Origin of the sequence: Kluyvera sichuanensis (assembly GCF_014218705.1) — a bacterium.
In the GTDB taxonomy this organism is placed as follows: Bacteria; Pseudomonadota; Gammaproteobacteria; order Enterobacterales; family Enterobacteriaceae; genus Kluyvera; species Kluyvera sichuanensis.
Genome location: NZ_JABBJF010000007.1, coordinates 123,428 through 147,468, shown reverse-complemented (window position 1 = coordinate 147,468; position 24,041 = coordinate 123,428). Strand labels below are relative to the sequence as shown.

20 protein-coding genes are annotated in these 24,041 nt (G+C 52.4%); 7 read left to right on the top strand and 13 right to left on the bottom strand.

Going from position 1 to position 24,041, the window contains the following annotated elements; genetic code table 11:
• Window positions 1-4 precede the first annotated feature (4 nt).
• The 3 genes from HII27_RS10765 (at window position 5) to HII27_RS10755 (ending at window position 2,262) form a co-directional block, all read left to right on the top strand.
• Window positions 5-460 (top strand): HigA family addiction module antitoxin, encoded by a 456-nt coding sequence (locus HII27_RS10765; RefSeq protein ID WP_185667903.1) that lies wholly within the window; start codon window positions 5-7, stop codon window positions 458-460.
• A 740-nt stretch (window positions 461-1,200) separates the two neighbouring features.
• A complete protein-coding gene (locus HII27_RS10760) occupies window positions 1,201-1,803 on the top strand; it encodes a hypothetical protein (RefSeq protein WP_185667902.1) in 603 nt (200 codons plus the stop codon).
• A 300-nt stretch (window positions 1,804-2,103) separates the two neighbouring features.
• On the top strand, window positions 2,104-2,262 hold the full coding sequence (locus HII27_RS10755; protein ID WP_185667901.1) for a hypothetical protein: 159 nt from the start codon (window positions 2,104-2,106) through the stop codon (window positions 2,260-2,262).
• Here HII27_RS10755 and HII27_RS10750 read toward each other — a convergent pair.
• The 4 genes from HII27_RS10750 to HII27_RS10735 all read right to left on the bottom strand — a co-directional run bounded on the left by HII27_RS10750 (window position 2,259) and on the right by HII27_RS10735 (window position 6,187).
• Window positions 2,259-2,873: a Fic/DOC family protein gene (locus HII27_RS10750; RefSeq protein ID WP_185667900.1), complete on the bottom strand. Its 615-nt coding sequence runs from the start codon at window positions 2,871-2,873 to the stop codon at window positions 2,259-2,261. The genes HII27_RS10755 and HII27_RS10750 overlap by 4 nt on opposite strands.
• A 3-nt stretch (window positions 2,874-2,876) precedes the next feature.
• Entirely contained in the window at window positions 2,877-4,193 is a 1,317-nt protein-coding gene (locus tag HII27_RS10745; RefSeq protein WP_185667899.1) for a tyrosine-type recombinase/integrase, read from the bottom strand.
• Between the two features lie 650 nt (window positions 4,194-4,843).
• Window positions 4,844-5,782, bottom strand: a complete 939-nt coding sequence (locus tag HII27_RS10740; RefSeq protein WP_185667898.1) for an SEL1-like repeat protein — start codon at window positions 5,780-5,782, stop codon at window positions 4,844-4,846.
• 198 nt (window positions 5,783-5,980) lie between these two features.
• A complete protein-coding gene (locus HII27_RS10735) occupies window positions 5,981-6,187 on the bottom strand; it encodes a hypothetical protein (RefSeq protein ID WP_185667897.1) in 207 nt (68 codons plus the stop codon).
• Between the two features lie 364 nt (window positions 6,188-6,551).
• Here HII27_RS10735 and HII27_RS10730 point away from each other — a divergent pair, with 364 nt between their 5' ends.
• The gene (locus HII27_RS10730) at window positions 6,552-6,842 is read left to right on the top strand and encodes a hypothetical protein (protein ID WP_185667940.1); all 291 of its coding nucleotides are present in this window, start codon (window positions 6,552-6,554) and stop codon (window positions 6,840-6,842) included.
• Between the two features lie 104 nt (window positions 6,843-6,946).
• Here the strand turns inward: HII27_RS10730 and prpE are convergent, their stop codons facing one another.
• The 4 genes from prpE to prpB all read right to left on the bottom strand — a co-directional run bounded on the left by prpE (window position 6,947) and on the right by prpB (window position 12,481).
• On the bottom strand, window positions 6,947-8,836 hold the full coding sequence (prpE, locus tag HII27_RS10725) for a propionate--CoA ligase (protein ID WP_185667896.1): 1,890 nt from the start codon (window positions 8,834-8,836) through the stop codon (window positions 6,947-6,949).
• A gap of 39 nt (window positions 8,837-8,875) precedes the next feature.
• A complete protein-coding gene (locus HII27_RS10720; protein WP_185667895.1) occupies window positions 8,876-10,327 on the bottom strand; it encodes a bifunctional 2-methylcitrate dehydratase/aconitate hydratase in 1,452 nt (483 codons plus the stop codon).
• A gap of 39 nt (window positions 10,328-10,366) precedes the next feature.
• A complete protein-coding gene (gene prpC, locus HII27_RS10715) occupies window positions 10,367-11,536 on the bottom strand; it encodes a bifunctional 2-methylcitrate synthase/citrate synthase (protein WP_185667894.1) in 1,170 nt (389 codons plus the stop codon).
• 63 nt (window positions 11,537-11,599) lie between these two features.
• Complete coding sequence (prpB, locus tag HII27_RS10710; protein ID WP_185667893.1) at window positions 11,600-12,481, bottom strand: methylisocitrate lyase; 882 nt, start codon at window positions 12,479-12,481, stop codon at window positions 11,600-11,602.
• Between the two features lie 250 nt (window positions 12,482-12,731).
• Here prpB and prpR point away from each other — a divergent pair, with 250 nt between their 5' ends.
• Window positions 12,732-14,333, top strand: coding sequence for a propionate catabolism operon regulatory protein PrpR (gene prpR, locus HII27_RS10705; RefSeq protein ID WP_185667892.1), 1,602 nt, complete (start codon window positions 12,732-12,734; stop codon window positions 14,331-14,333).
• A 94-nt stretch (window positions 14,334-14,427) separates the two neighbouring features.
• Here the strand turns inward: prpR and HII27_RS10700 are convergent, their stop codons facing one another.
• The 4 genes from HII27_RS10700 to HII27_RS10685 all read right to left on the bottom strand — a co-directional run bounded on the left by HII27_RS10700 (window position 14,428) and on the right by HII27_RS10685 (window position 19,945).
• Window positions 14,428-15,522: a porin gene (locus HII27_RS10700; RefSeq protein ID WP_185667891.1), complete on the bottom strand. Its 1,095-nt coding sequence runs from the start codon at window positions 15,520-15,522 to the stop codon at window positions 14,428-14,430.
• A 1,027-nt stretch (window positions 15,523-16,549) separates the two neighbouring features.
• Window positions 16,550-16,849: a DUF1889 family protein gene (locus tag HII27_RS10695; protein ID WP_191092061.1), complete on the bottom strand. Its 300-nt coding sequence runs from the start codon at window positions 16,847-16,849 to the stop codon at window positions 16,550-16,552.
• A gap of 204 nt (window positions 16,850-17,053) precedes the next feature.
• A complete protein-coding gene (locus HII27_RS10690; protein WP_185667889.1) occupies window positions 17,054-18,607 on the bottom strand; it encodes a peptide MFS transporter in 1,554 nt (517 codons plus the stop codon).
• 573 nt (window positions 18,608-19,180) lie between these two features.
• Window positions 19,181-19,945 carry a siderophore-interacting protein gene (locus HII27_RS10685; RefSeq protein WP_185667888.1) on the bottom strand — a complete coding sequence of 255 codons (765 nt, stop codon included), beginning with the start codon at window positions 19,943-19,945 and terminating at the stop codon, window positions 19,181-19,183.
• A 236-nt stretch (window positions 19,946-20,181) separates the two neighbouring features.
• Between HII27_RS10685 and HII27_RS10680 the strand changes: the two genes are divergently transcribed.
• A complete protein-coding gene (locus tag HII27_RS10680; protein ID WP_185667887.1) occupies window positions 20,182-20,763 on the top strand; it encodes a PadR family transcriptional regulator in 582 nt (193 codons plus the stop codon).
• Here the strand turns inward: HII27_RS10680 and HII27_RS10675 are convergent.
• The gene (locus HII27_RS10675) at window positions 20,760-22,280 is read right to left on the bottom strand and encodes a methyl-accepting chemotaxis protein (protein WP_185667886.1); all 1,521 of its coding nucleotides are present in this window, start codon (window positions 22,278-22,280) and stop codon (window positions 20,760-20,762) included. The two genes, HII27_RS10680 and HII27_RS10675, sit on opposite strands and share 4 nt — an antisense overlap.
• A gap of 365 nt (window positions 22,281-22,645) precedes the next feature.
• Here HII27_RS10675 and ygjG point away from each other — a divergent pair, with 365 nt between their 5' ends.
• The gene (gene ygjG / locus HII27_RS10670) at window positions 22,646-24,037 is read left to right on the top strand and encodes a putrescine aminotransferase (protein WP_185667885.1); all 1,392 of its coding nucleotides are present in this window, start codon (window positions 22,646-22,648) and stop codon (window positions 24,035-24,037) included.
• The last annotated feature ends 4 nt before the right edge of the window (window positions 24,038-24,041 follow it).

Sequence of the window (24,041 nt, the reverse complement as noted above, 5' to 3'; positions counted from 1 at the left end):
TAGAATGGCGCAAAACCTCATTTCTGATGACCAGGCTGGGCACCAGAACACGCTTGTAAATGGAACCCTCTTCATGCCAACTGATTATGCCTACGAACGGGCCCGCCAGGCTAAGCGCAGAGCACTACGCTCCTGCTCTCGCTGGATGCAAGGCTATGAAAATCTGCAAAGCCCTGTCCCGGCAGAAAGAATCAGAGGAATTCTTGCCCTGAATGAAATCACGCTGACCACTTTCGCCAGAGCGATGAACATGAGCCTTTCAGCCTGTCATTATCTGGTGTACGGCAGCTCGCGGATCACAGCAGAAACCGCCGTTCGGCTCAGCTATGTATTAGGCGGAACGCCTGAGCACTGGTTGAAAATGCAAAATGATTACGAATTACTGCAGATCAAAGTGGATAAACGCTCACTGTCACGTCTGGCCGTAACGATGTTTAACCCCAATAAATCATATTGTTGAAAGTAAACTACTGAGTGAAAACTTGATGATCATTTTCCAAAGTGATCATCAAAAACCACCGAAAAAACCAATACAAAAAATGATCCCCACCTGCCAGCCCTTGCTGTGACTGGCTTTAGCCGTAGTGATCACGTTTCACCGGGTGTGAAAGACGCGACCGCCAGCCTTTTTTGATTTTGTTGTTCATGTGTTCAGCTGCAAAAGCGAGCCATTCATCCATTTTGGGCTTAGTGTGAGAACGCTAAACACCATCATCGGTTTGGCAAGGTTGGTCATTTTCTCCGACCAACAATTCCAGGAATTAAGTGATTCCCCTTAACATTGCCGTCACCAATCACCTATAGCGTTACATTTCCTTAAAGCACTAATTATCAAGAAAATTACCTTTACTGGTGTTCCATGCTCTTTTTGTAATGACAGCCTGTTTCCGATTGCTGCAGGGTGTGAGCTTGTCTTAAATTCACCGCCGTTTAGCCTCAACATCGCAAGAGCCAAAACTAGCATTTGATAATGCTATCTCGGTACGTGTTATTCCGTTCCAAGGCATGCGCTGCCCTAGAGTTGAGTAGCGATTCAGCATGAGAAAGTGAAATGACAAAAGTAATCCTTCCCAGCTTATCAACAGTTCAAAACGCTGTAGATAAGCAGCATTTTTTGATACGTGAACTAGTACAGCCGAACACGCAAGATGTAACAACTAGCACCATGGCTAGCATTAAGATAACGGTAAAAATCGACCTATGAACCCTACCGATTATGTGAAGATTATAGCAATGGCACATTGTCGTGACCTGGCACCTGGCAAGCGTATTAAATTACGGCCAACAAAAGGTTTAGTCACCGTTTCTGGGGATTGCAGAACCGTTCGTTACATCGCTGTCGCAGGTGGAAATTTAATTAAAGGCAATAACGGCGCCACGATCCTTGAAATGCCTGGCGGGGCCATCGCATACAAAGGTTCTGGCGCAAGCGTCACGTACCGGGACTTTAACGGTACTTTACGAGGGAGCGACAGGTCTCAATGGTTTTCCAATTCTATTACTATTAGTAATGAGCACCGAATAATCACGTCTATGGAAGGGAGCGTTTTGGTCTGCCGCCGCCATTTGAGTGTGATGGATAACAAACCTACGAAGCAAAGTAAGGCAAAATCCGCCGCCGTTACGAGCGTAGCCCCGCAGGTTAATCCCAGTGTTATAAAAAAACAGGACGGTAAGCGAAGGAAAGTTAAAGAGGTTCAGGAGATCACAGAAGATAAGGTATTCAAAAAACGACACTGGTTTTGGTTGATATTTTTGACTGTATCCATCACCTGGAAGATATACCACTACATTAATGGATAAGTGAGCGCCGTCGGGTCTATTGTTTGAGGCGGGTCGTTAAGCATCATAGCGCCGATGTACCCGTACACTAGCCTTGCCCTGAAATGCCCCATTCACCAATGCGTGATTCAAGCAGATGCCTACAACCGAGTAGTGCTCTCATGAGAAACCAATGTACAGATCTAGCAGGCACTTTAGAAATACTCTCACTAAAACAGATACGGCGTACTAGCAATACGCAAACGACAGACGATAAAGAGCCCTCTTGTGAGCATTATCAGGGCGAACTAGAATGTAGGCATCAACTACGAGGCTCTACCCATGACAAAGAAAACGGCACTTCCAGTCGTCACTAAAACGCAGCTCTTCCGCACCGTTGCCAGCTCCACTGCAATTGAAACCGGCGTTTCTGTAGAGAAAATCGAGAAGCAGCTCAAGCGCTTTCAGGCACAGGCTAAAGCGGTTGGTTTGGCTCGTTAATCAGGAAGAATATCGCTAACCAACCGGATCATGGGAGCAAAGTTACCTGATACACCAGCCTGAATCGCCTTGAAGTAAAATGCTTTATGCTCATCCCATAAGCTGTAATCCAGCACCCCAACACCCGCCTGAACCGCCAGTACATCAAAAAGTAAGCGCGACAAACGCCCGTTACCTTCCCGAAAGGGATGGATCAAAATAAATTCCACGTGGCATTCAGCCAAAAAACCAGCCAGCTCGGCGCGAGACAGTGTGTTCAATTCCGTGACGCGGGAAAGGTATTGTTTTTCAAAGCCTGCGATCAGCAGCGGAATCCTGTCCGCAGCGGCAAACTGAAACCCATCTTTTGCAAGGTTCGCGTTACGGAACTTTCCAGACCAGTCGTAGACATTACCTAGCCATTTGCGGTGCCACTCGCGAATATGCTCAAAACTCAAGGTTGCTGGTGGTTGCTGGCTGATAAATAGCTGCTCATACAACATGAGCAGCAGCCCTGATTCCAATGCATCCATTTCAGCCACGTCGATAATGTCCAGCTTATTCGCTAAAACTAAATCACCAGAGCCCGGCTGATACCGCTCTTCTGCTGAATTAAGCTCATATTTTGACAAGCATTACCTCCGTCCGAACAAGTTCACGACATTGTGTTCCTGCTGTCGTTGATAGGAATTGACCCTGTCTTCCCAAATCTCAAGCGCCCTACGCTTTTCAGACAGATAATCATAACGGTCATAGTGTTTCGAGCTGACATCATTCAAAGCATGATTCTGGATACGGTCACGGATCTCTTTGCTGATTCCTGCTTCCCCCATCAGTGTTTTACAGGTACGACGCAAATCGCGAGCGGTGAAGACCTTAAACTCCGGATTGAACGCGCGGAAATACATGATGGAACGCGCCAGGCTATCAGTACGCACTGGCCGCTCACCGTTGGTTGATAGCGGGAAAATATAGGGACTATGACTTTCCTTAGTCAGCTCTTTCACCGAGGCTAATTCCTGTAATGCCGATTCAGTCAACGGGATCAGGTGCTCACGCTTGTTTTTCGATACATCAGCTATGACCAGTAACGTCTTTTGCTGCCAGTCGATCGCACTCCATTGACTGGCAATCATTTCGAATGGACGCTGACCACCAGCGTATACGCAGAACCGAATCAGATGTTGCATCAGTGGCCCAACGTTTGTGGCCTGTGCGAACTGCTCAATGACAAAGCGCAGTTCTTCAAGCGTTAGCCATATATCGCCGACTTTCTCCGCGGCAGATTGTTTTGGTATAACCGAAACAGGGTTAATCTGCAGTCCGAACGTAATGCCTACACTGATGTTCATCGGATCATTATCTGCTTTCAGACCGTAATTAAACGCGGCCATCAGATACGAACGGATACGGTTCGCGTGGACAACTGCATCGCGTTGAATGATGCCAGCCAGAATTTCTTTAACCTGGGAGGACGTGACATCTTTTGCTTTCATTTCTCGAGGGATAATTGAGTAGCACTCTTTCTCTAGCCGTTTCAACACATCAGCCCAGGTCCGCTTATTGTCGAGCTTCATCTTGTTAACATAGCCATGCACCAGCTCTTCGAACGAACCCTGTGAACGATGTAGCTGCATGATGTGCTGCTCGGCCAGACGTTGTTGCTCAAGCTCTTGTTGCGGCTCTTTGCCCTCAATAAGCCATGCGCCATACTTTTTCGCCAGCTCATTGGCCGTCACCAGTTTCATCTCAGGCCAGATACCCAACTGGATAAACTTCTCTTTCTTGCCTTTATCAACGTAATAGCGAAAGTAAAAAACCTTACTGCCAGAAGGTTGCACTTTTACGCCAAGCCGCCCTGCGCCGCGTTGGCCGCTATTACTCCACTCATAGTAGGACGTGCTTTTAGGCTTGAGCCCGCGTATTGCCGTATCCGTTAAATGCGTTGCCACGTCATCACCTGTTCATTTTCGCTTACCTGACCCAATCAAATTTTGGGTCAGGTAATGGGTCAGGTAACGATATTACTGTCGTGAACATTTAGGAACAAATCAAAACGACGACAAAGTCACAACACCATGATTTAAAGCAATTTAAAGTACAAACCAGAACAAATCAGAAAGTTTGAGAAAACAGGTATTCTATGACTCATAATCGCTTGGTCGTTGGTTCAAACCCAACAGGGGCCACAAAATTTCAAGGGCTTACATATACATGTAGGCCCTTAGTTATTTCTAGGGTACCTATAGCCCTGGTCTGGCCTCAAGCATCGCGGTAATGTTCTGCTTGCAGGTGTAGAAGGCATCAGCCAGGAACGGCTTATCGCGCTCCATTTCGGTCATGAATACGAGTTCTTCTTCTAGTCATTTTTGTTGTTCAGGTGTCACGATTCGTTCCAGGAAAGAAGCCGTGAAGGGGGTATCTTCACGGCTGGGATCATCTTTCGCCGGGACGGTGACGACGAAAAACGTGGCGCACGTTTACGTTCAGTAAATTTTTTACTTATTGTTTTAGCTCAACAAGCTTTACTTCGGAATTTTGCCAACCAGCACCTCACTGCCCAAATCAGATGAAAATAAAACCGATATGTGAGACTGAAGACTTAGTCTTTGCTGAACATAGCTCTTTGTTTACCGAACAATTTACCGAGGATGAGGGATAGACTCCATATAATGAAGGCGTAAAATAGCATTCTGCCAATATGATTCGGGTCCATTGAAATTCCAACTACAGCGAAAATAATACCTATACCTATACCTATCCATTCATATTCCCTTATAGGTTCGTACGTAATCCGAGCTGTGCAGCCATGGCAATATTTTGCCTTCCAAACGCTAGTCTTGCCGCAGAAGGGACAGGTGATTTTCTTGATACTGTCTTCGATTCTGTGTTTTTCTTGAACCGCTTCAATTTTCCTTAGCGTTTCAAGAGCGCTTTGGCTGCCCTTCTCACCTGCCCGGCGAAGATATTCCTTACCCTTTTCATAGTCACGCTGTGCAATGTAAAACTCACCCAGCGCTTCCATAGCAAGTTCATTTCCCTGATCAGCAGACAGAGTAAGAAGTTCTAAGGCTTTATCGCTATTACGAGGCACACCCTTCCCATCCCGATAAGAGGTTCCGAGATTATATTGCCCGTAACTGTTTCCCTTCGATGCGGCCACGGAGTAACACTCAGCTGCCTTAGAGAAGTCTTGTGTAAACCCATGGCCCCTTTGATGTAGAATTCCAATCCATACCAAAGCATCCATGTCCCCGTCGTCAGCAGCTGACGTAAACCACTCAATGGCCTTTGAATAATTTAAAGGGACATCATCGCCATCCATGTACATATAGGCCAGACTAAATTTAGCTTCAGTGTGTCCCTGGTTAGCAGCCTTGGTCAGCCACTCAACAGCTTTGTCGCCGTCTCTCTCAACCCCGTCACCATCACGATACATATAACCGAGTTTAGTTTGAGCTTTCATATCACCTGAAGAGGCAGAAGCGTAGGTGGAATGGTAATCCCGGTCAGAAATTAAATTTGGCTTTAGTTGTTCCATTTTTATTAACCCTGAGATATATGCTTTATGTCGGATGGCTGCAAGCAAGTGCTGGCCTAATATTATTGTAGGCGAATATAGATCAGCCATTGTCTTATACGTAAAAATATTGTCAAATTGCAAGACCACAATATCACCTACCAATTTAGGTGAAGAAGAAATTTTATAAACCCTGGCACTCTTCGGTTTCTGAATATTCTAGCATCGCTTTTCCCATTTTTCCCAGGCGTTATAGGCACTTCCACGCACGCTGAAAACTGTACCGCCCGCCCGATTGAGGAGCGCCAACTCCTTTTCAGTCTTCCTAGAGACTACCGCACAATGACGGTCAATCATCACGCTCCAAGCCAGTACATTTTTCTCAATGAGCAACAACTGCAGGCGGTCGCTAAGTGTCATGTACATAGTCTCTCCTACAACAGGACGTGCTTTTAGGTTTTTCTTCGATAAAGATACTGCAATGTATATGCAGAAATATATCTGATCAGGCTATATTTATTTTCGAACACATTAATCTAAATATATTTTACAACGATAAAAAAAACCCATCAATATATATGCCCTTCCACATACAACAATCAAATAACTCAACCCCATACTTTTTCCAACGCAAAAAAACCAATGATTAAAATCAATGAATAAAACCAATAAATAATCTATACCTGCTTTCACACCAAATACCTCGAGGGATTGAAGAATGAAAAAAATAAATATAACTACATGTGTGCTGTCGGTACTGCTGCTGGCGGGATGCGTGGCTAAACCGCCTATCGCCACGGAGAGTGAAGTCCGGGACGCCGCCTCTTTTGCATTGAACGTCGATGCATCTCAGGTGACCATTTCGGATATTCGCCAGGATGGCGTAAAAACCAATTTTGTTGCGACCGTCGGCACAACAACTCACCGTTGTTACGTTACAAAAGCCGCTGAACCGAAATTGTATGGCGTGATATCGCTGGGTGGCAGCAGTACGGTATCTGATGCGATTTGCGCAGGTGGAAATGCGGGCTCGAATACCAAAACCTGCGATGCGTTATCGAAAAAAGCAGGTCGCTGTTAATTAACAAAAAATAAGCGCTATCGGAAAAATAGCGCTTATTTACCTGTTCACGTTACGCGTCATTATTCTACAAAAAAATTTTTAGCGCTCAGCCTTCCTGCAAATCACCCCGCCTCAATCGCCTGCCGGATCTGCTGCAATGCTGCCGGATCGTCGAGCGTGGTCAGATCCCCCGGATCGCGCCCTTCACATATCGCCTGAATAGTGCGGCGTAGCATCTTGCCGGATCGCGTTTTCGGTAGCTGCGAGACAAACCAGACGTTCGCCGGGCGGCCAAAGTTGCCAATCTGGCTGTCCACCAGCGCCATGATCGCCTCCTTCTCGGTATGGGCGACCTCGCGATCGTCCAGGCTGTCGCTCTGCTTGGGGATCACAAACGCCACGGCGACCTGCCCTTTTAACGCATCTTTGACGCCCACTACCGCCACTTCCGCGACGTTCGGATAGCTGGAAATACTCTCTTCTATCTCTCGCGTCCCCAGTCGGTGCCCGGCAACGTTAATCACATCGTCGGTGCGACCAAGAATGAAGTAATAACCATCAGCATCGCGGATGCCCCAGTCAAAGGTGGCGTACACCTGGCGGGAAAACAGCGACCAGTAGGTTTTTACAAAGCGCTCGTCATCCCCCCAGATAGTCTGGATACAGCCCGGCGGCAGTGGCCCTTCGATCACCAGCATCCCCTTCTCGTTGACCGCACAGGGCTCACCGGTCACTTCATTGAGCAACTGGACGTTATAGCCATACATCGGCACGCCGGGGCTGCCGAGGCGTGACGGTCGGTCGTCCAGCGCGCGGGCAATCGCCATAATCGGCCAACCGGATTCGGTCTGCCAGTAGTTGTCGATTACTGGTACGCCCAGCGCCTCGGTCACCCACGCAGCGGTCGGTTCGTCGAGCGGTTCACCGGCCAGGTAAAGAGCCTCCAGCGAGGAGAGATCGTGGTGGCGGATCTGCGCGGTCGGGAACTTCTTCAGTACGCGGATAGCGGTTGGCGCGGAGAACATGCGGTTGACCCGATATTTCTCGACGATTTTCCACCACACGCTGCAGTCGGGATAAACCGGCAGCCCTTCGTAAACGATGGTCGCCATACCCGCCAGCAATGGCGCGTAGACAATATAGGAGTGCCCGACCACCCAGCCGATATCCGAAGCGCAGAAGAACACGCCGCCCGCTTTGCCGCCGAAAATGGTGTCCATTGAGGTTGCCAGCGCCACCGCGTAACCGCCCACATCGCGCTGCACCCCTTTCGGTTTACCGGTGGTACCAGAGGTATAGAGAATGCAGGAGGTCTCGTTGGACTCAAGCCAGGCCACCGGTACCCGTGCGCCTTCATGCTGCTGACGCAGCGTGGCGAAATCCAGATCGCGCCCGGCAACGCGCGCCATTTTTGCCAGCCCGCGGTCTACCAGCAGCACGTGACGCGGCTGATGCTGCGCCTGGTCGATGGCATCATCAAGCAGCTTTTTGTACGGCATGATTTTGCCGCCGCGCGCGCCCGCATCCGCCGAGACAATCAGCGCTGGCCTGGCATCATCAATACGCGCCGCCACGCTGTGCGAGGCGAAACCGCCAAACACCACCGAGTGAATGGCACCAATGCGCGCGCAGGCCAGCAGCGTAATCTGTGCTTCAGCAATCATCGGCATATAAACCAGCACCCGGTCGCCGCGCTGCACGCCCAGCGACAGCAGCATCGACGCCACGGCATTCACTTCTTCATAGAGCTGACGAAAGGTAAAAGTACGCTCCTCTTCGGTCTCCGATGAAACGGTAATCAGCGCCAACGCGTCCGGCTGTTGGTCCAGCCAGCGGTCGATGGCGTTGTGGCACAGGTTGGTAGTACCACCGCAAAACCAGCGGGCAAACGGCGGATGGCTACTATCCAGCGTCTTCGTAAATGGCGTCTGCCAGTCGATACGCTGGGCCTGCTCGGCCCAGAACGACTCCGGTTCGCTAAGGGAACGCTGATAAAACTCGCTAAAAGACATAATGCTCTCCTGTTGAACTTACGCCTGATGAGTCGTGTTTCAGATAACGAACAGATCCATATACTCATTGACCGGCATCTGCTCCAGACGGGTTCTATCGAGGGAGACATCCAGAATGCGCTGCTGCTGGCGAGTCGGGAACTGACGCGCCAGGTTGATTTTGAATTTGTCGATTAGCTTCGGAATACCGTCGGTGCGACGGCGAGCGTGACCAATCGGGTACTCCACCACCACCTCTTCAAAGCGCGTGCCGTCGGTGAATTCGAGGGTAATGGCGTTGGCGATGGCGCGTTTATCCGGCGCGTGATAGTCGGCGGTAAACGCCGGGTCTTCAAAGCAGTTCATCTTCTCGCGCAGGGCGTCGATGCGTTTATCCTGCGCCACGCTGTCTTCGTAGTCCCCAGCGGTTAAGCGGCCAAACAGCAATGGGATCGCCACCATGTACTGAATGCAATGGTCGCGGTCGGCCGGGTTATTCAGCGGGCCTTTTTTGTCGATGATGCGAATACAGGCTTCGTGAGTGCGGATGGTCACCTTCTCGATATCATCGGCCGTTTTGCCCGCCGCCTGCATCTGCTCATGCAGGGTCATCGCCGCTTCGACCGCCGTCTGCGAATGGAACTCCGCCGGGAAGGAGATTTTGAACAGCACGTTCTCCATCACGTAGGAGCCGTACGGGCGTTGGAAGCGGAGTGCTTCGCCCTTGAACGAGACATCATAGAAGCCCCAGGTTTTCGCCGTCAGTGCCGACGGATAGCCCATCTCACCGGTCTTCGCCATCAATGCCAGACGCACGGCGCGGGAGGTGGCGTCCCCTGCCGCCCAGGACTTACGCGTCCCGGTGTTCGGCGCATGACGATAGGTGCGCAGCGACTGGCCATCGACCCACGCCAGAGAAACCGCGTTGAGGATCTCATCGCGCGTCAGCCCCAGCATTTCCGCCACCACGGCGGTAGACGCCACTTTCACCAGCAGTACGTGGTCGAGGCCGACGCGGTTAAAGGAGTTCTCAAGCGCAATACAGCCCTGAATTTCATGGGCCTTAATCATCCCGGTCAGCACCTGCTTCATGGTCAGCGGCGCTTTGCCTGTAGCAACGGCGTTGCGCGACAACCAGTCCGCCGTCGCCAGAATTCCGCCAAGGTTATCGGATGGATGACCCCACTCGGCGGCAAGCCAGGTATCGTTAAAATCGAGCCAGCGGATCATCGCGCCAATGTTAAACGCCGCCTGCACCGGGTCGAGCTGGAACTGGGTGCCCGGCACGCGTACGCCGTTCGGCACGACGGTGCCCGGGACAATCGGCCCCATCAGCTTTTTACAAGCCGGGTATTCCAGCGCTTCCAGCCCGCAGCCCAGCGTATCAAGCAGGCAGTAATGGGCGGTGTCATAGGCCACTTTTGAGGTGACATCGTAGTGCATCACGTAATCCACGATATCCACGATTTCACGATCAAACTCCGGGCGAACATTCATCATCTGAGCGGACATAAGGTACTTTTCCTGTTTTTTATCGTTAGCAGTAAGGGATTACTGACGCTTATCCAGCGGCGCAAATTCGCGGTCTTCCGGGCCGGTGTAGTTGGCGGAAGGACGGATAATTTTGTTGTCCTGGCGCTGTTCAATAATGTGCGCCGCCCAGCCGGTCACGCGGGCGATGACGAACAGCGGGGTGAACATTTCGGTCGGGACGCCCATCATGTTGTAGAAGACCGCCGAGAACCAATCGAGGTTGGGGAACATCTTCTTGGTATCCCACATCACCGACTCCAGACGGTCGGCAATGTTGTACATTTTGAGTGAACCACCCTCCTGAGAGAGTCGTTTGGCGACGCGCTTAATCACCTGATGGCGCGGGTCGGCGATGGTATAAACCGGGTGACCGAAACCAATCACCACCTCTTTGTTTTCCACCCGCTTGCGGATATCCGCTTCGGCTTCATCCGGCGTTTCATAGCGCTGCTGAATTTCCAGCGACACTTCGTTGGCCCCGCCGTGTTTCGGGCCGCGCAGCGCGCCAATGGCGCCGATAATGGCCGAGTAAACGTCAGAACCGGTCCCGGCAATCACCCGGCTGGTAAAAGTGGAGGCGTTAAACTCATGCTCGGCGTAGAGGACCAGCGAAATGTGCATCGCCTTCTCCCAACTGGCCGAGGGCTTTTCACCGTGCAGCAGATGCAGGAAGTGGCCGCCGACCGAGTCATCGTCGGTTTCCGGCTGGATGCGTTCGCCGTTGTGGCTGTAGTGGTACCAGTAGAGAAGGATTGAGCTGAGCGAGGCCAGCAGTTTGTCGGCAATATCGCGCGCGCCGGAGACGGTATGCCCCTCTTTTTCCGGCAGCGTGCATCCCAGCGCCGAGACGCCGGTGCGCATCACATCCATCGGGTGAGAAGCCGCCGGCAGCGCTTCCAGCACGGTGCGCACGTTGGCCGGCAGACCGCGCAGCGCCTTAAGTTTAATCTTGTAGGCCTGCAGTTCATCGCGGGTCGGCAGCTTGCCGTGGATCAGCAGATGGGCCACCTCTTCAAACTCGCAGTGCTCCGCTAAGTCGAGAATATCGTAGCCGCGATAGTGCAGGTCGTTGCCGCTTTTACCGACGGTGCACAGCGCGGTGTTTCCCGCCGGTACGCCGGAAAGGGCGACGGATTTTTTAGGCTTAATGACATGGGTGCTATTTTGCAGGATCGATGTGTCGCTCATATTGTCCTCGTCATTATTATCATGTGTAGGGTACTGAGGGTGTCCGTGTACGCCTTATCCGGCCTACTTTTTGGTATACAACGCGTCGAGCTTCTCTTCGTACTGGTAGTAGTTGATGCTTTCGTACAGCTCATTACGCGTCTGCATGATGTCGATAACGCTTTTCTGCGTGCCTTCCTGACGCAGCACGTTGTAGACCTGTTCGGCGGCGCGGTTCATGGCGCGGAAGGCCGAGAGCGGATAGAGCGCCATCGCCACGTGGGCGCTGCGCAGTTCATCGGTGGTGAACAGCGGCGTCGCGCCGAATTCGGTGATATTGGCAAGGATCGGTACCTGTACCGCATCGGCAAACTGGCGGTACATCGACAGTTCAGTAATCGCCTCCGGGAACAGCATGTCGGCCCCGGCTTCGACATAAGCACGAGCGCGATCGATAGCCGCCTCCAGCCCTTCCACCGCCAGCGCATCGGTGCGCGCCATGATCACGAAGTCCGGGTCGGTACGCGCATCTACCGCCGCCCGAATGCGGTCGACCATCTCCTCTTTTGAGACGATGGCTTTGTTCGGGCGATGGCCGCAGCGCTTAGCGCCAATCTGATCTTCAATGTGCAGCGCGGCGGCTCCGGCCTTACTGATCGACTTCACCGTCCGTGCCACGTTAAACGCCGATGAGCCAAAGCCGATATCCGCATCCACCAGCAGCGGCAGCGGGCAAACGTCGGTAATGCGGCGAATATCGGTCAGCACGTCGTCGAGCGTGGAGATGCCCAAATCCGGCAGCCCGAGGGAACCGGCCGCCACGCCGCCGCCGGAGAGGTAAATAGCCTGATACCCGGCTCGCTGAGCCAGCAGCGCGTGGTTAGCGTTAATGGTGCCAACAATCTGTAAGGGGTTTTCTTTCGTTAGCGCAGCGCGGAATGCCTGGCCTGGAGAGTGTAGAGACATATCCCGTCCTCTTGTTATCAACTTGTTACTATCTGTTGATTCAGATAAAGCAAGGGGTATGCCAACAGCTGATTTTTCACCACCATTCTTTAAACATCTTTGATAACAATAGATTAGCCATTCACTGCGCTATATCTGGCGATTAAAGCGTGTCAGCTAACGTTTCACTTATCGTTCCATAACGTTTCATTGCAACATTCATGAAACATGGTCTACACCCAATATTCGGCCCTCTTTTTTTGAGCACACAATGGCAGCTACCCCTCTTCCGCCACGGGTGAATGACGACAAGCCGGTTATCTGGACGGTGTCGGTAACGCGCCTGTTTGAACTGTTCCGCGATATCAGTCTCGAGTTCGATAACCAGGCCACTATTACGCCCATCCAGCTTGGGTTTGAAAAAGCGGTGAACTACATCCGCAAGAAGCTGGCGACCGAGCGTTGCGACGCCATCATTGCCGCAGGCTCCAACGGCGCGTACTTAAAAAGCCGCCTCTCCGTGCCGGTTATCCTGATTAAACCCAGCGGCTTTGACGTGCTGCAGGCGCTGGCAAAAGCCGGCAAGCTCACCGCGTCTATCGGCGTGGTGACTTATCAGCAGACGCTGCCCGCCCTGGTCGCTTTTCAAAAGACCTTTAACCTGCGCCTTGACCAGCGCTGCTACGTCACCGAAGAGGACGCGCGCGGGCAAATCAACGAGCTAAAGGCCAGCGGTATACAAGCCGTGGTGGGCGCCGGGTTGATTACCGACCTCGCCGAAGAGGCCGGGATGACCGGCATCTTTATCTACTCCGAAGCCACCGTCCGCCAGGCGTTTAGCGATGCGCTGGATATGACCCGCCTGACCCAGCGACAAAGTCGCCGCTATGCCGCCGGTAACGGCCTGCGCACGCGTTATGCATTAGACGATATGCGTGGGGCATCCGCGCCGATGGAGCAGGTGCGCCATACCATCCTGCTCTATGCGCGCTCCAGCGCCGCGGTGCTGATTCAGGGGGAAACCGGCACCGGGAAAGAGCTGGCGGCGCAGGCAATCCATCGTGAATATTTCGCGAGGCTCGGTCATCGTCAGGGTAAATCCTTCCCACCGTTTGTCGCCGTCAACTGCGGGGCAATTGCCGAATCGCTTTTAGAAGCAGAGCTGTTTGGCTATGAAGAAGGGGCGTTTACCGGCTCGCGGCGCGGCGGGCGTACCGGGCTGTTTGAAATCGCCCATGGCGGGACGCTGTTTTTAGATGAGATTGGCGAGATGCCCCTGCCTCTGCAAACCCGGTTGCTGCGCGTGCTGGAGGAGAAAGAGGTTACGCGCGTTGGCGGGCACCTACCGATTCCGGTCGATGTACGGGTGATTAGCGCCACCCACTGCGATCTGGAAGCGGAGATGAAGCGCGGGCAGTTTCGTCAGGACCTGTTTTATCGCCTGAGTATTCTGCGGCTGAAGCTGTCGCCGCTGCGTGAGCGACTGGCAGATATCGTGCCGCTGGCGGAAGGTTTTTTGCAGCAGTCGCTAGCGGCATTACACGCGCCGTTTGGCGAAGCGATGCATCAGGGGCTGATGCAAAGCCAGTCGGTACTGCTGAGCTACGCCTGGCCCGGCAATATCCGCGAGCTGCGCAATATGATGGAGCGGCTGGCGCTGTTTTTAAGCGTTGAGCCACAGCCGGAGCTGAACGGTGATTTTTTACGCCAGTGCCTGCCTGAACTTACAGAATGCCGCGCCGACTCGTCGCCGTCAGTCTCGCTTACACCGCATCAGGTACTCGCGCAGTTTAACGGCGATAGAGGTGCCGCCGCGCGATATCTGGGGGTGAGCCGCACCACCTTCTGGCGCAGGTTAAAAGCCAAAAATTAGGGCATAAAAAAGCCCCACCGAAGCGGGGCAAAATACGTTCAAAAGAATTAGGCACATATAAAAAAAACAAACTAATGAGAGTTTGCTACCTGAATTAGAACTGGTAGGTAGCGCCCAGTACGGTCTGATCGTCGGTTTTGAAACCGAAGTCATTACCATCTTTCAGCAGGTTGATTTTGTATGCTGCATCCACCGCAAAGTTTTTGTTGAAGTAGTAAGCAGCGCCCAACTGAACATATTTAACCGCGTCGAAAGAGTGACCGGCAAGTTCCGCACGCTGCTGTACGTAACCAACGGTAGGCTGCAGACCGAAGTCAAAGGTGTAACCTGCGATAGCTTCAAACGCTTTAGATTTATCGGTGAAGAGCGGGATCATCACATCATTGATCACTGGCTTCAGTGGGGTCATGTTATGAGTTTCGGTATAAGTGGTGGCCAGCATGAGGCTATTAGCATCATATTTTGCACCCACAGACCAGGCTTCAGCAGTATTGCCTAAAGCTGGTTTATAAGAAGCGCCACTTCCCGGGATTTCATATTCCACATCCGTCGTGTTCGCACGGCTGTATGCTGCACCTACAGTCACACCAGAATCAGGAATTTCGTACTGGAGGGAAGTACCGAAGCCTTCTCCGTTTGACTTCAGCGGCGCATCTTCACGTTCGTTAGCACCCTGGTACTGGAGACCCAGCGCCAGACCGTCGACCAGACCGAAGAAGTTTTTGTTACGATAGGTCAGAACACCGGTGGTGCGCTGGTTCATGTAGTTGTCGACGTTCTGGAAAGAGTCACCGCCGAATTCGGTCAGCACGTCGGTATAAGAACCGATGTCGTACTGGATACCGTAGTTACGGCCGTAGTCGATAGAACCGTAGTCGCCCAGATCCAGACCAGCAAACGCCAGACGGGTAGATTCAGTCTGCGCAGGGCCTTCGGCCTGGTCAGCGTTGAACTGGTGTTCAAACTGACCATAACCCACCACGCCGTTGGCGATCTGAGTTTCACCTTTGAAGCCCAGACGAGCATAGGTCGCGTCAGAGTTGCCAACGGAAGAGGTGAAGTCGTGCTCTGCCTTCACTTTGCCGTACAGATCAAGTTTGTTGCTGTCTTTGTTATAGATTTCAGCAGCGTGAGCGGTGGATGCCAGCGCCACGAGACCGATCAGAATTGCCAGCTTGCTTTTCATCATTTTTTTATGTTCCTTTGATTATTATTCCCCGTAGGGATTTGCCCGGTAATCCAGGCTTTTTTAATGGCTCGCGAGGCTATCGCGCGTCATTAAAAAAGCCCTCCCGCAAGGGAGAGCCTAAGGCTGATTACCGAATTCAAAGGATGAGCTGGCTTCCGAGCATCCCGCGATGCAAGCGGGATTCAGAATCGATTTGACGTATGCCGAACGAACGTGCAGAGGCTATCATGCTCCGCATAGAACCATTCCGTATCATTTTGCCACTCATCAATTAACAAATAATGGATCGTCAAAAAACACCACATCTGCTTTTGCAGTTTTTATTACGGTATTTTTTGTTATGCACTCGTTATCGGTGCTTTTATTTTTTTCAACGCAGAAATAACTGGCTTTCAGATAGGTGTGAAAGCGTTTACCTCTGGTCGTAAATTTGTGTAAAGCCTAATATTTAAAATGTAACTCCGTCAACATGAATTAATTGTTAAACAACATCTCTAAAATAGGTAACGAATGGCAGCAAAGCCTCATGACAGGTAGGTTTAACCCCATACCCACTGTGCCTTCAGCATAAACCATCAGCATGATTTGTTGACTAAAATCAAATTTCAACGGTAAATATCAATAAATCCGCAATGATTCTTTAATCATCACCGCTGCTTTCGCAAATCAAAATAATGTAATCGATTAACCTTAGTAGCAATTTATTCATAATTTTTTAATTTAAGATGATGAAAAAAAATAATAGCGGCAAGAAAGGTTAAATTTCTTGATAGAAAAAATACGATAAAATAAACGCCGAAATAAATAGTCTGGTAATAAAATCACTGCTAATAAATGAAATATTTAAAATGCTTAAAATAAATACGTGATGTGATTTTAATTTCGCCACACGTAATACCAGCATCGCGGAGGCAAAAAAGCGAATATTGCAGGGTTGGAAAATGAAGGGCACAAACTAAGAAAGGATGCTCTCACGTTGAAGGTGAAAGCATCCGGGATCGGTTATTGCGGTTTATACAGGATTAACTCACACCAGTGAGCGAAGCTCTTCACGCATGTAGGAAGAGAAAAATTCAGGGTTCTTAATCACCATATGCTCGCCGGACTCAACCTTGTCGGCCCATCCTGCGACTTTATCGGTAAATCCGTCGCTCCAGCCTTCCTGATGGCCGCGTTCAGCTACATCGGCAGCGCTCGCCGGAGTACCTAATTCTTTCAAATATTTCAGAATTCCCTTTGCCGTACTTTCATCCATGGACTGTGGTACTGGCTCAGACGTGTTCATACCACCAATAAAATCCAACGCTTTATCAATGACTGCTGGCATATGCTTGTCCTTAAAATTAACCACGTAGTAATCAAGTCTATACTATGGACCGGAATCCGCCGCAATTTCAAAGGAACCGCTCACGTTATTGCACTTATTCTCGATCAAAAATCACGTTTTATGGCTGTTTTGCGCAAGAAATGGTGCACGCTGCGCAAAAAAAAGCCGGTACAGCATTGTACCGGCTCAGGTGTCAGAACGGGATTACGCGTTGCTGACTGGCTTTTGCTCCGCGCTGGATTTGGCGTTTTCCAGCATCCGGCGAACCGGCACAATCAGCACGCACAGCACCGCCGCACAAATCAGCAGCGCGATAGAACAGCGGGCAAACAGGTCCGGCAGCATATCCAGCTGGTCAGCCTTCACGTGGCCACCGATCAGACCCGCCGCCAGGTTACCCAGCGCACTGGCACAGAACCACAGCCCCATCATCTGGCCGCGCATTCTCTCCGGTGCCAGCAGCGTCATGGTTGCCAGACCAATCGGGCTCAGGCACAGTTCGCCGAGCGTCAGCATCAGGATGCTGCCCACCAGCCACATTGGCGATACGCCAGCGCCACCGTTACTCAGCACGTTTTGCGCCGCCAGCATCATCAGGCCAAAGCCTGCCGCCGCACACAGAATACCGATAACGAACTTGGTGATACTGCCTGGACGGACGTTTTTACGCGCCAGCGCAGGCCAGGCCCAGCTAAAGACCGGTGCCAGCAGGATGATAAACAGGGCGTTAATCGACTGGAACCACACCGCAGGGATCTCAAAATCACCGATCATGCGGTTGGTATAGTCGTTAGCAAACAGGTTAAAGGACGTTGGCTTCTGCTCGAAGGCCGACCAGAAGAACGCGGCGGAGACCAGCAGAATAAAGCACACCAGCAGACGCGCGCGCTCTTTACGGCTCAGGCCCGCGAAGGCAAACAGGTAGATGAAGTACAGCGCAACGGACGCCGCAATCACGTACACCAGCACGCTGGCAACCGCCACCGGGTTAATCACAATGATGCCCTGGGCAATCAGGGTGATAATCACTGCCACGCCCACCGCTAACGCCAGCAGCCACGCGCCGACGCCGTTTTTCTTCGCCACCGGGCTGTTCCAGGTGGAGTCGAGGCCCACTTCGCTGTCGTAGCGTTTCATCGCCGGTACAGCGAACACGCGGAAGATAACCAGCGCCACCAGCATCCCGATACCACCGATGCCAAAGCCCCAGTGCCAACCGTGGGATTTAATCAGCCAGCCGGAAATCAGCGGCGCGATAAATGACCCCATGTTGATACCCATATAAAACAGCGAGAAGCCGCCGTCACGACGGGCATCGCCCTTTTTATACAGTGTACCAACCATGACCGAGATACAGGTCTTGAACAGACCAGAGCCCAGCACGATAAACATCAGGCCGATAAAGAACAGGTTGTCACCCATAAAGGCCGACAGCGCGATCGACAGGTGGCCGAGCGCAATCAGAATGGAGCCGTACCACACTGCCTTTTGTTGGCCAAGCCAGTTATCGGCCAGCCAGCCGCCCGGCAGCGCCGCCAGGTACATGGTCCCCGCGAAGATCCCTACAATCGCCGAGGCGTTTTCACGCGCTAAGCCCATGCCGCCGTCATAGACGGTTGCCGCCATAAACAGAATCAGTAACGGGCGGATACCGTAAAACGAGAATCGCTCCCACATTTCGGTAAAGAACAGCGAACCCAATGGGTACGGATGACCGAAAAAGGTTCGGCTTTCGTTTTTATTAACAGAGGAATGCATAGTTTCTCCAGAAGGTGCGTCGTAACGCAGGTAAGTCGTGTATACCCGTCATACTTCAAGTTGCAGGTGCGTTGGCTGCGTTCGCTCACCCCAGTCACTTACTAGAGTAAGCTCCTGGGGATTCACTCCCTTGCCGCCTTCCTACAACTCGAATTATTTAGGGTATATGCGGGCTAACCATTTTTTAATTTTGTCGATGAATAACATCTGACACGGTATTTTTTAACCATTTGATAACCATTAAGTGGTCGTGTCTAGCCCTTGACCCGGTATTTTTAGACGAAAAGTCGACAAAGTTCTAGTTTTACAGATTTTGTATTGGAAAACCCAATGTAGTGATTGACATCACATAACCATAGGTTTAAGTAGTAATAATCATTTTAAAACAATCAATTAGATAAAAATCAATCGCTAAGTAAAGCCCTGATAATCGTGCAAAATAATCGTATAAAAAGTATGGAAAACGGGGTGTTCATCATAATGATGATGGGAGATCAGGATAAATCATAGGGAGAGAGATGGCAGGAAGGGGGTCGCGCTATCACGTCATCGTATAGCGCAACCGGAATGCGGTTATTTCGCGTGCCAGTAGGCGCTTGAACGCACCAGCTGCGGGTCGATAGCGTCGGTCACAAAACCATCGGTCAGGTTTTTTACCACCTTCCCTTCACCGCTCAGCCAGATAAAGTAATCCGACGCCGGCACCGTGAGCTGTGCCAGCCGCGCGGCAACGGTGGCTGCATCGTAGCCGGAGATCCACTCGATATTGAAACCATCAAACCCGGCCAGATAGGCTGTGTCCGCTTCGTCTTTTACCATCACCAGCGCCGTTACCTGCGGGCGCTCCGCTAGCGTTTGCAGCGCTTCCAGACGGCGACGCAGCGCTGGCATACCGGTTTCATCGCAAACATACAGCTGCCAGGCATAATCTTCCGGCACCACCAGTGAACCGCGCGGGCCGCCGATAAGCAGCGTATCGCCTGCTTTTGCCTCCATTGCCCACTGGCTGGCAACACCGCCATCGTGGATAAAGAAATCGTAGGCCAGCTCATGGCGCTCGGCGTTATAGAGCGGCGTATAGTCGCGGGCCTGCGGGCGTACACCGTCTGCCCACACAATGCCCTCATCGGTCATCGTCGGTGGTGTCAGGGTGCTACCTGCCTGCGGGAAAAACAGCTTGGTGTGATCGTCAAAGCCACGCGAACTAAAACCATCCAGCGCCTCGCCGCCCAGCACCACGCGCTGGAAAGCGTCGCCAATGCGCTCAACGCGCAGGACGGTCAGTTCACGGAAACGGAGTTCATTGCGCACGCGCTGTGGGTACTTGTTCTCTTTCATTCGGCGTCTCTCTCACAAATAGATATATCTAAATCATTTGCAAATGATAATGATTGCCAACTAAACAGAAAGCAAGCTATTTTTAAGATATATGAATAACAGCGCACAAAAAACTCACCACCAAAATTAAAATCATTAAATATCAATAAATTAATAATTTTCTCATTTTCGATATTGCTAAAGACATAACTTTAGATATAAGTTAGATATATCTAAACAACGTAAGGATAAACATCATGAGACCTTTCTCTGATTCTGAACATCGTGGCCGTGGTGGTCGCGGACATCGCGGCGAGCACGGTGAGTGTGAACATCGTGGCGGGCGTGGTGAAGGCCACGGCGGCGGCGGACGTCGCCAGCGCTTCTTCGGCCACGGCGAACTACGCCTGGTGGTCCTCAACATCCTGAAGGATAACGCCAGCCACGGCTATGAACTGATTAAAGCCATTGAGGCGCTAACCCAGGGCAACTATAGCCCAAGCCCAGGCGTTATCTACCCGACGCTCGACCTGCTCCAGGATCAGGGGCTGATTACCGTGCATGAAGAGGACGGCGGGCGTAAAAAAATCGCCATTACCGCAGAAGGCATCCAGACGCTGGAAGAAAATCAGGAACCGCTGGAACATATTCAGGCACGTCTGAAGTCCAGGATGGTCGGACATGAGCTGCGCAAAAACCCGCAAATGAAGCGGGCGCTGGATAACTTTAAGGCGGTGCTCGACCTGAAGGTGAATCAGGGCGAGATCGGCGACGCGCAGCTGAAACAGGTGATTGGCATTATCGACCGCGCGGCGCTGGAGATCTCGCAGCTGGATTAATGCAGTACGGTGACCGCATCCTGTAAACGGCTGGCGCGGTGTTTTACCATCGCCGACACGTTGGCGCTTTCCGCCACCAGTCCGGCGTTTTTCTGGGTGATCTCATCCAGCTTCGCCACGGCACGCGTTAAATCAGACAGCCCCGTGGCCTGTTCAGACGTAGATTGACTAATCTGCGCAATCAGCTGGGTGACATTCTGTACCTGCGAGACAATGTCATCCATCGTGCGCCCGGCAGCATGAACCTGCTCGGAGCCCGACTGCACCTTGCTGGCGCTGGCCTCAATCAGCTGACGAATTTCGTTTGCCGCCGTCGCGCTACGGCTCGCCAGATGGCGAACTTCCCCGGCGACCACGGCAAACCCTCTCCCCTGCTCGCCCGCGCGCGCCGCTTCAACGGCGGCGTTCAACGCCAGGATATTGGTCTGGAACGCGATATCGTTAATCAAGGTCGTGATAGAACCGATGCGCTGCGTGCTGTCAGCGATATCTTCCATGGTCTGCACCACCCGGTGCATCGCCTGGCCGCCCTGCGCCGCCGCGCCGCTGGCCGCCAACGAAAGCTTATCGGCCTCGGCGGCCGTCTGAGAGTTATTCTGCACCGATGCCGCCATCTGGCTCATGGTCGCCACCGTTTGCTGCACGTTGACCACCGTTTCCTGAGTGCGCTGATTCAGATCTTCATTACCTCGGGCTAGCACATCGCTGCCGTCGCTCACGCTATTCACCTGCGTCGAGACATCGTTTATCAACCAGCGGCACATCAACCCGAGCTGGCCAACCGCGCGTAGCGTTAGGCCCAGCTCATCGCTGCGCGGCAACGGATCAACGCTGTTACGTTCACCGGTTGCCACGCTAAGCGCCTGTCGCGCCACATTTTCCACCGGGCGAACAATCTGCCACTCCAGTACCAGCGTGGTCAGTAAGAGGATCACCGCCGACGCCAGCACCGCCAGAATCGGCGCGCTCAGGGCCAACAGGCTCACCGCAAGCAGCAGGTAGAACCCCAGCATAATGCTTCTGACCCGCCAGCGCAGCGGGATAGCCGACAGCTTGCCCCACCAGCGTTTACTGATAACACGACCTTTATAGAGACGCTTATTGCTGCGTTCTTCGCGAAGCGCCTGATACAGCGGCTCAACCGCCGCCACCTCTTCCTCGCTGGCTTTGGTGCGAATCGACATATAGCCAATCGTTTTGCCATTACGCACCTGGGGGATGGCGTTCGCACGCACCCAGTAATGGCCGCCGTGTTTCGGGCGATTTTTGACGATGCCGCTCCACGGCTCGCCCTGCTTCAGAGTACGCCACATATCGGCAAAAGCAGCTTTTGGCATATCAGGATGGCGCACCATATTGTGCGGCTGGCCCAACATCTCGTGGCGGCTATAGCCGCTCACCTTTATAAAGGCATCGTTTACGTGGGTGATATAGCTGTTGAGATCGGTGGTGGACATCAAAGTGGTGTGGTCGTCCAGAAGCGATTCGGACGAATTCAGGTCGGGCAGGGTAGACATACGAACATCCTTTTCAGGTGCAAAGAGAAATGTATTACAATTGTTATATCGGAGGATATTAAATTAACCTTAATTGTTAATTTTGCGTTAGATCGCAAAATCGACAAAAGCCCTACTTTCACCACGTCATTCTTTGCTGCTCAGTCGTGGCGCAAAACCTGCCCTTTTGTAGGGCAATACGCCCAACCACAACGCACCTCTGCGTGACCGCTTTCACACTCTCCCGTTTCGCTGGACGATTAAATATTGTACAAGTGCGATTTCCCCTGGCGTTTATCCCGATTTTCACCGCCAACGCTGATGTGGCGTAATCCCTGCAATACTTAAATCAGTATCGTGTGATACGTGATCCCCAGGAGCTTATTTTGAACAGGTTACCTTCCAGCGCATCGGCTCTGGCCTGCAGCGCACACGCACTGAATCTCATTGAAAAGCGAACGCTTGATCATGAGGAGATGAAAGCTCTTAACCAGGAGGTCAGGGAATACTTCAAAGAACATGTGAATCCGGGGTTTTTAGAGTACCGAAAATCTGTAACTGCCGGTGGGGATTACGGAGCCGTAGAGTGGCAAGCGGGAGGGTTAAATACGCTTGTCGACACCCAGGGTCAGGAGTTTCTCGATTGCCTGGGCGGTTTTGGTATTTTCAACGTGGGGCACCGTAATCCAGTTGTGGTTTCCGCCGTACAGAATCAACTCGCGAAACAACCGCTTCACAGCCAGGAACTCCTCGACCCGCTACGGGCGATGCTCGCCAAAACGCTGGCGGCGCTGGCGCCGGGCAAGCTGAAGTACAGCTTCTTTAGCAACAGCGGCACCGAGTCGGTAGAGGCGGCGCTGAAGCTGGCAAAAGCCTACCAGTCGCCGCGCGGCAAGTTCACCTTTATCGCCACCAGCGGCGCGTTCCATGGCAAATCGCTTGGGGCGCTGTCGGCCACCGCTAAGTCAACGTTCCGCAAGCCGTTTATGCCGCTGCTGCCGGGCTTCCGCCACGTGCCGTTCGGTAATCTCGACGCCATGCGCACGATGCTGAGCGAATGCCAGAAAACTGGCGATGACGTGGCGGCGGTGATCCTCGAGCCCATCCAGGGTGAAGGTGGCGTCATTCTGCCACCGCAAGGTTACCTGCCCGCCGTGCGTAAGCTGTGCGACGAGTTTGGCGCGCTGCTTATCTTCGACGAAGTGCAAACCGGCATGGGGCGCACCGGTAAGATGTTTGCCTGCGAGCATGAGAACGTTCAGCCGGACATTTTATGCCTGGCGAAAGCACTCGGCGGCGGCGTGATGCCGATTGGCGCGACCATCGCCACCGAAGAGGTGTTCTCGGTGCTGTTCGACAACCCGTTCCTGCACACCACCACCTTTGGCGGTAACCCGCTGGCCTGTGCGGCCGCGCTGGCGACCATCAACGTGCTGCTGACCGAAAACCTGCCCGCTCAGGCGGAGCAGAAAGGCGATATTCTGCTGGACGGTTTCCGCAGCATGGCGCGTGAATATCCGGATCTAGTCCGTGAAGCGCGCGGCAGAGGCATGCTGATGGCCATTGAGTTTGTCGATAACGAAATCGGCTATAACTTTGCTAGCGAGATGTTCCGCCAGCGCGTGCTGGTTGCCGGGACGCTCAACAATGCCAAGACCATCCGCATCGAACCGCCGTTAACCTTAACGATGGAACAATGCGACCAAGTGCTTAAGGCCGCGCGTAACGCGCTGGCGGCCCTGCGTGTCAGCCAGAGTCAGGTTGCCACCGAGCAGTAAACTC

Excerpts from the sequence above, each read along its gene's own strand:
- HII27_RS10695 (WP_191092061.1), bottom strand. The coding sequence starts at position 16,849 with ATGCCAGCAGTCATTGATAAAGCGTTGGATTTTATTGGTGGTATGAAC.
- HII27_RS10740 (WP_185667898.1), bottom strand. The coding sequence starts at position 5,782 with ATGGAACAACTAAAGCCAAATTTAATTTCTGACCGGGATTACCATTCC.
- HII27_RS10760 (WP_185667902.1), top strand. The coding sequence starts at position 1,201 with ATGAACCCTACCGATTATGTGAAGATTATAGCAATGGCACATTGTCGT.
- HII27_RS10675 (WP_185667886.1), bottom strand. The coding sequence starts at position 22,280 with ATGTCTACCCTGCCCGACCTGAATTCGTCCGAATCGCTTCTGGACGAC.
- prpR (WP_185667892.1), top strand. The coding sequence starts at position 12,732 with ATGGCAGCTACCCCTCTTCCGCCACGGGTGAATGACGACAAGCCGGTT.
- prpE (WP_185667896.1), bottom strand. The coding sequence starts at position 8,836 with ATGTCTTTTAGCGAGTTTTATCAGCGTTCCCTTAGCGAACCGGAGTCG.
- HII27_RS10765 (WP_185667903.1), top strand. The coding sequence starts at position 5 with ATGGCGCAAAACCTCATTTCTGATGACCAGGCTGGGCACCAGAACACG.
- HII27_RS10690 (WP_185667889.1), bottom strand. The coding sequence starts at position 18,607 with ATGCATTCCTCTGTTAATAAAAACGAAAGCCGAACCTTTTTCGGTCAT.
- HII27_RS10685 (WP_185667888.1), bottom strand. The coding sequence starts at position 19,945 with ATGAAAGAGAACAAGTACCCACAGCGCGTGCGCAATGAACTCCGTTTC.
- prpB (WP_185667893.1), bottom strand. The coding sequence starts at position 12,481 with ATGTCTCTACACTCTCCAGGCCAGGCATTCCGCGCTGCGCTAACGAAA.
- HII27_RS10755 (WP_185667901.1), top strand. The coding sequence starts at position 2,104 with ATGACAAAGAAAACGGCACTTCCAGTCGTCACTAAAACGCAGCTCTTC.
- HII27_RS10735 (WP_185667897.1), bottom strand. The coding sequence starts at position 6,187 with ATGTACATGACACTTAGCGACCGCCTGCAGTTGTTGCTCATTGAGAAA.
- HII27_RS10680 (WP_185667887.1), top strand. The coding sequence starts at position 20,182 with ATGAGACCTTTCTCTGATTCTGAACATCGTGGCCGTGGTGGTCGCGGA.
- HII27_RS10700 (WP_185667891.1), bottom strand. The coding sequence starts at position 15,522 with ATGATGAAAAGCAAGCTGGCAATTCTGATCGGTCTCGTGGCGCTGGCA.
- prpC (WP_185667894.1), bottom strand. The coding sequence starts at position 11,536 with ATGAGCGACACATCGATCCTGCAAAATAGCACCCATGTCATTAAGCCT.
- HII27_RS10720 (WP_185667895.1), bottom strand. The coding sequence starts at position 10,327 with ATGTCCGCTCAGATGATGAATGTTCGCCCGGAGTTTGATCGTGAAATC.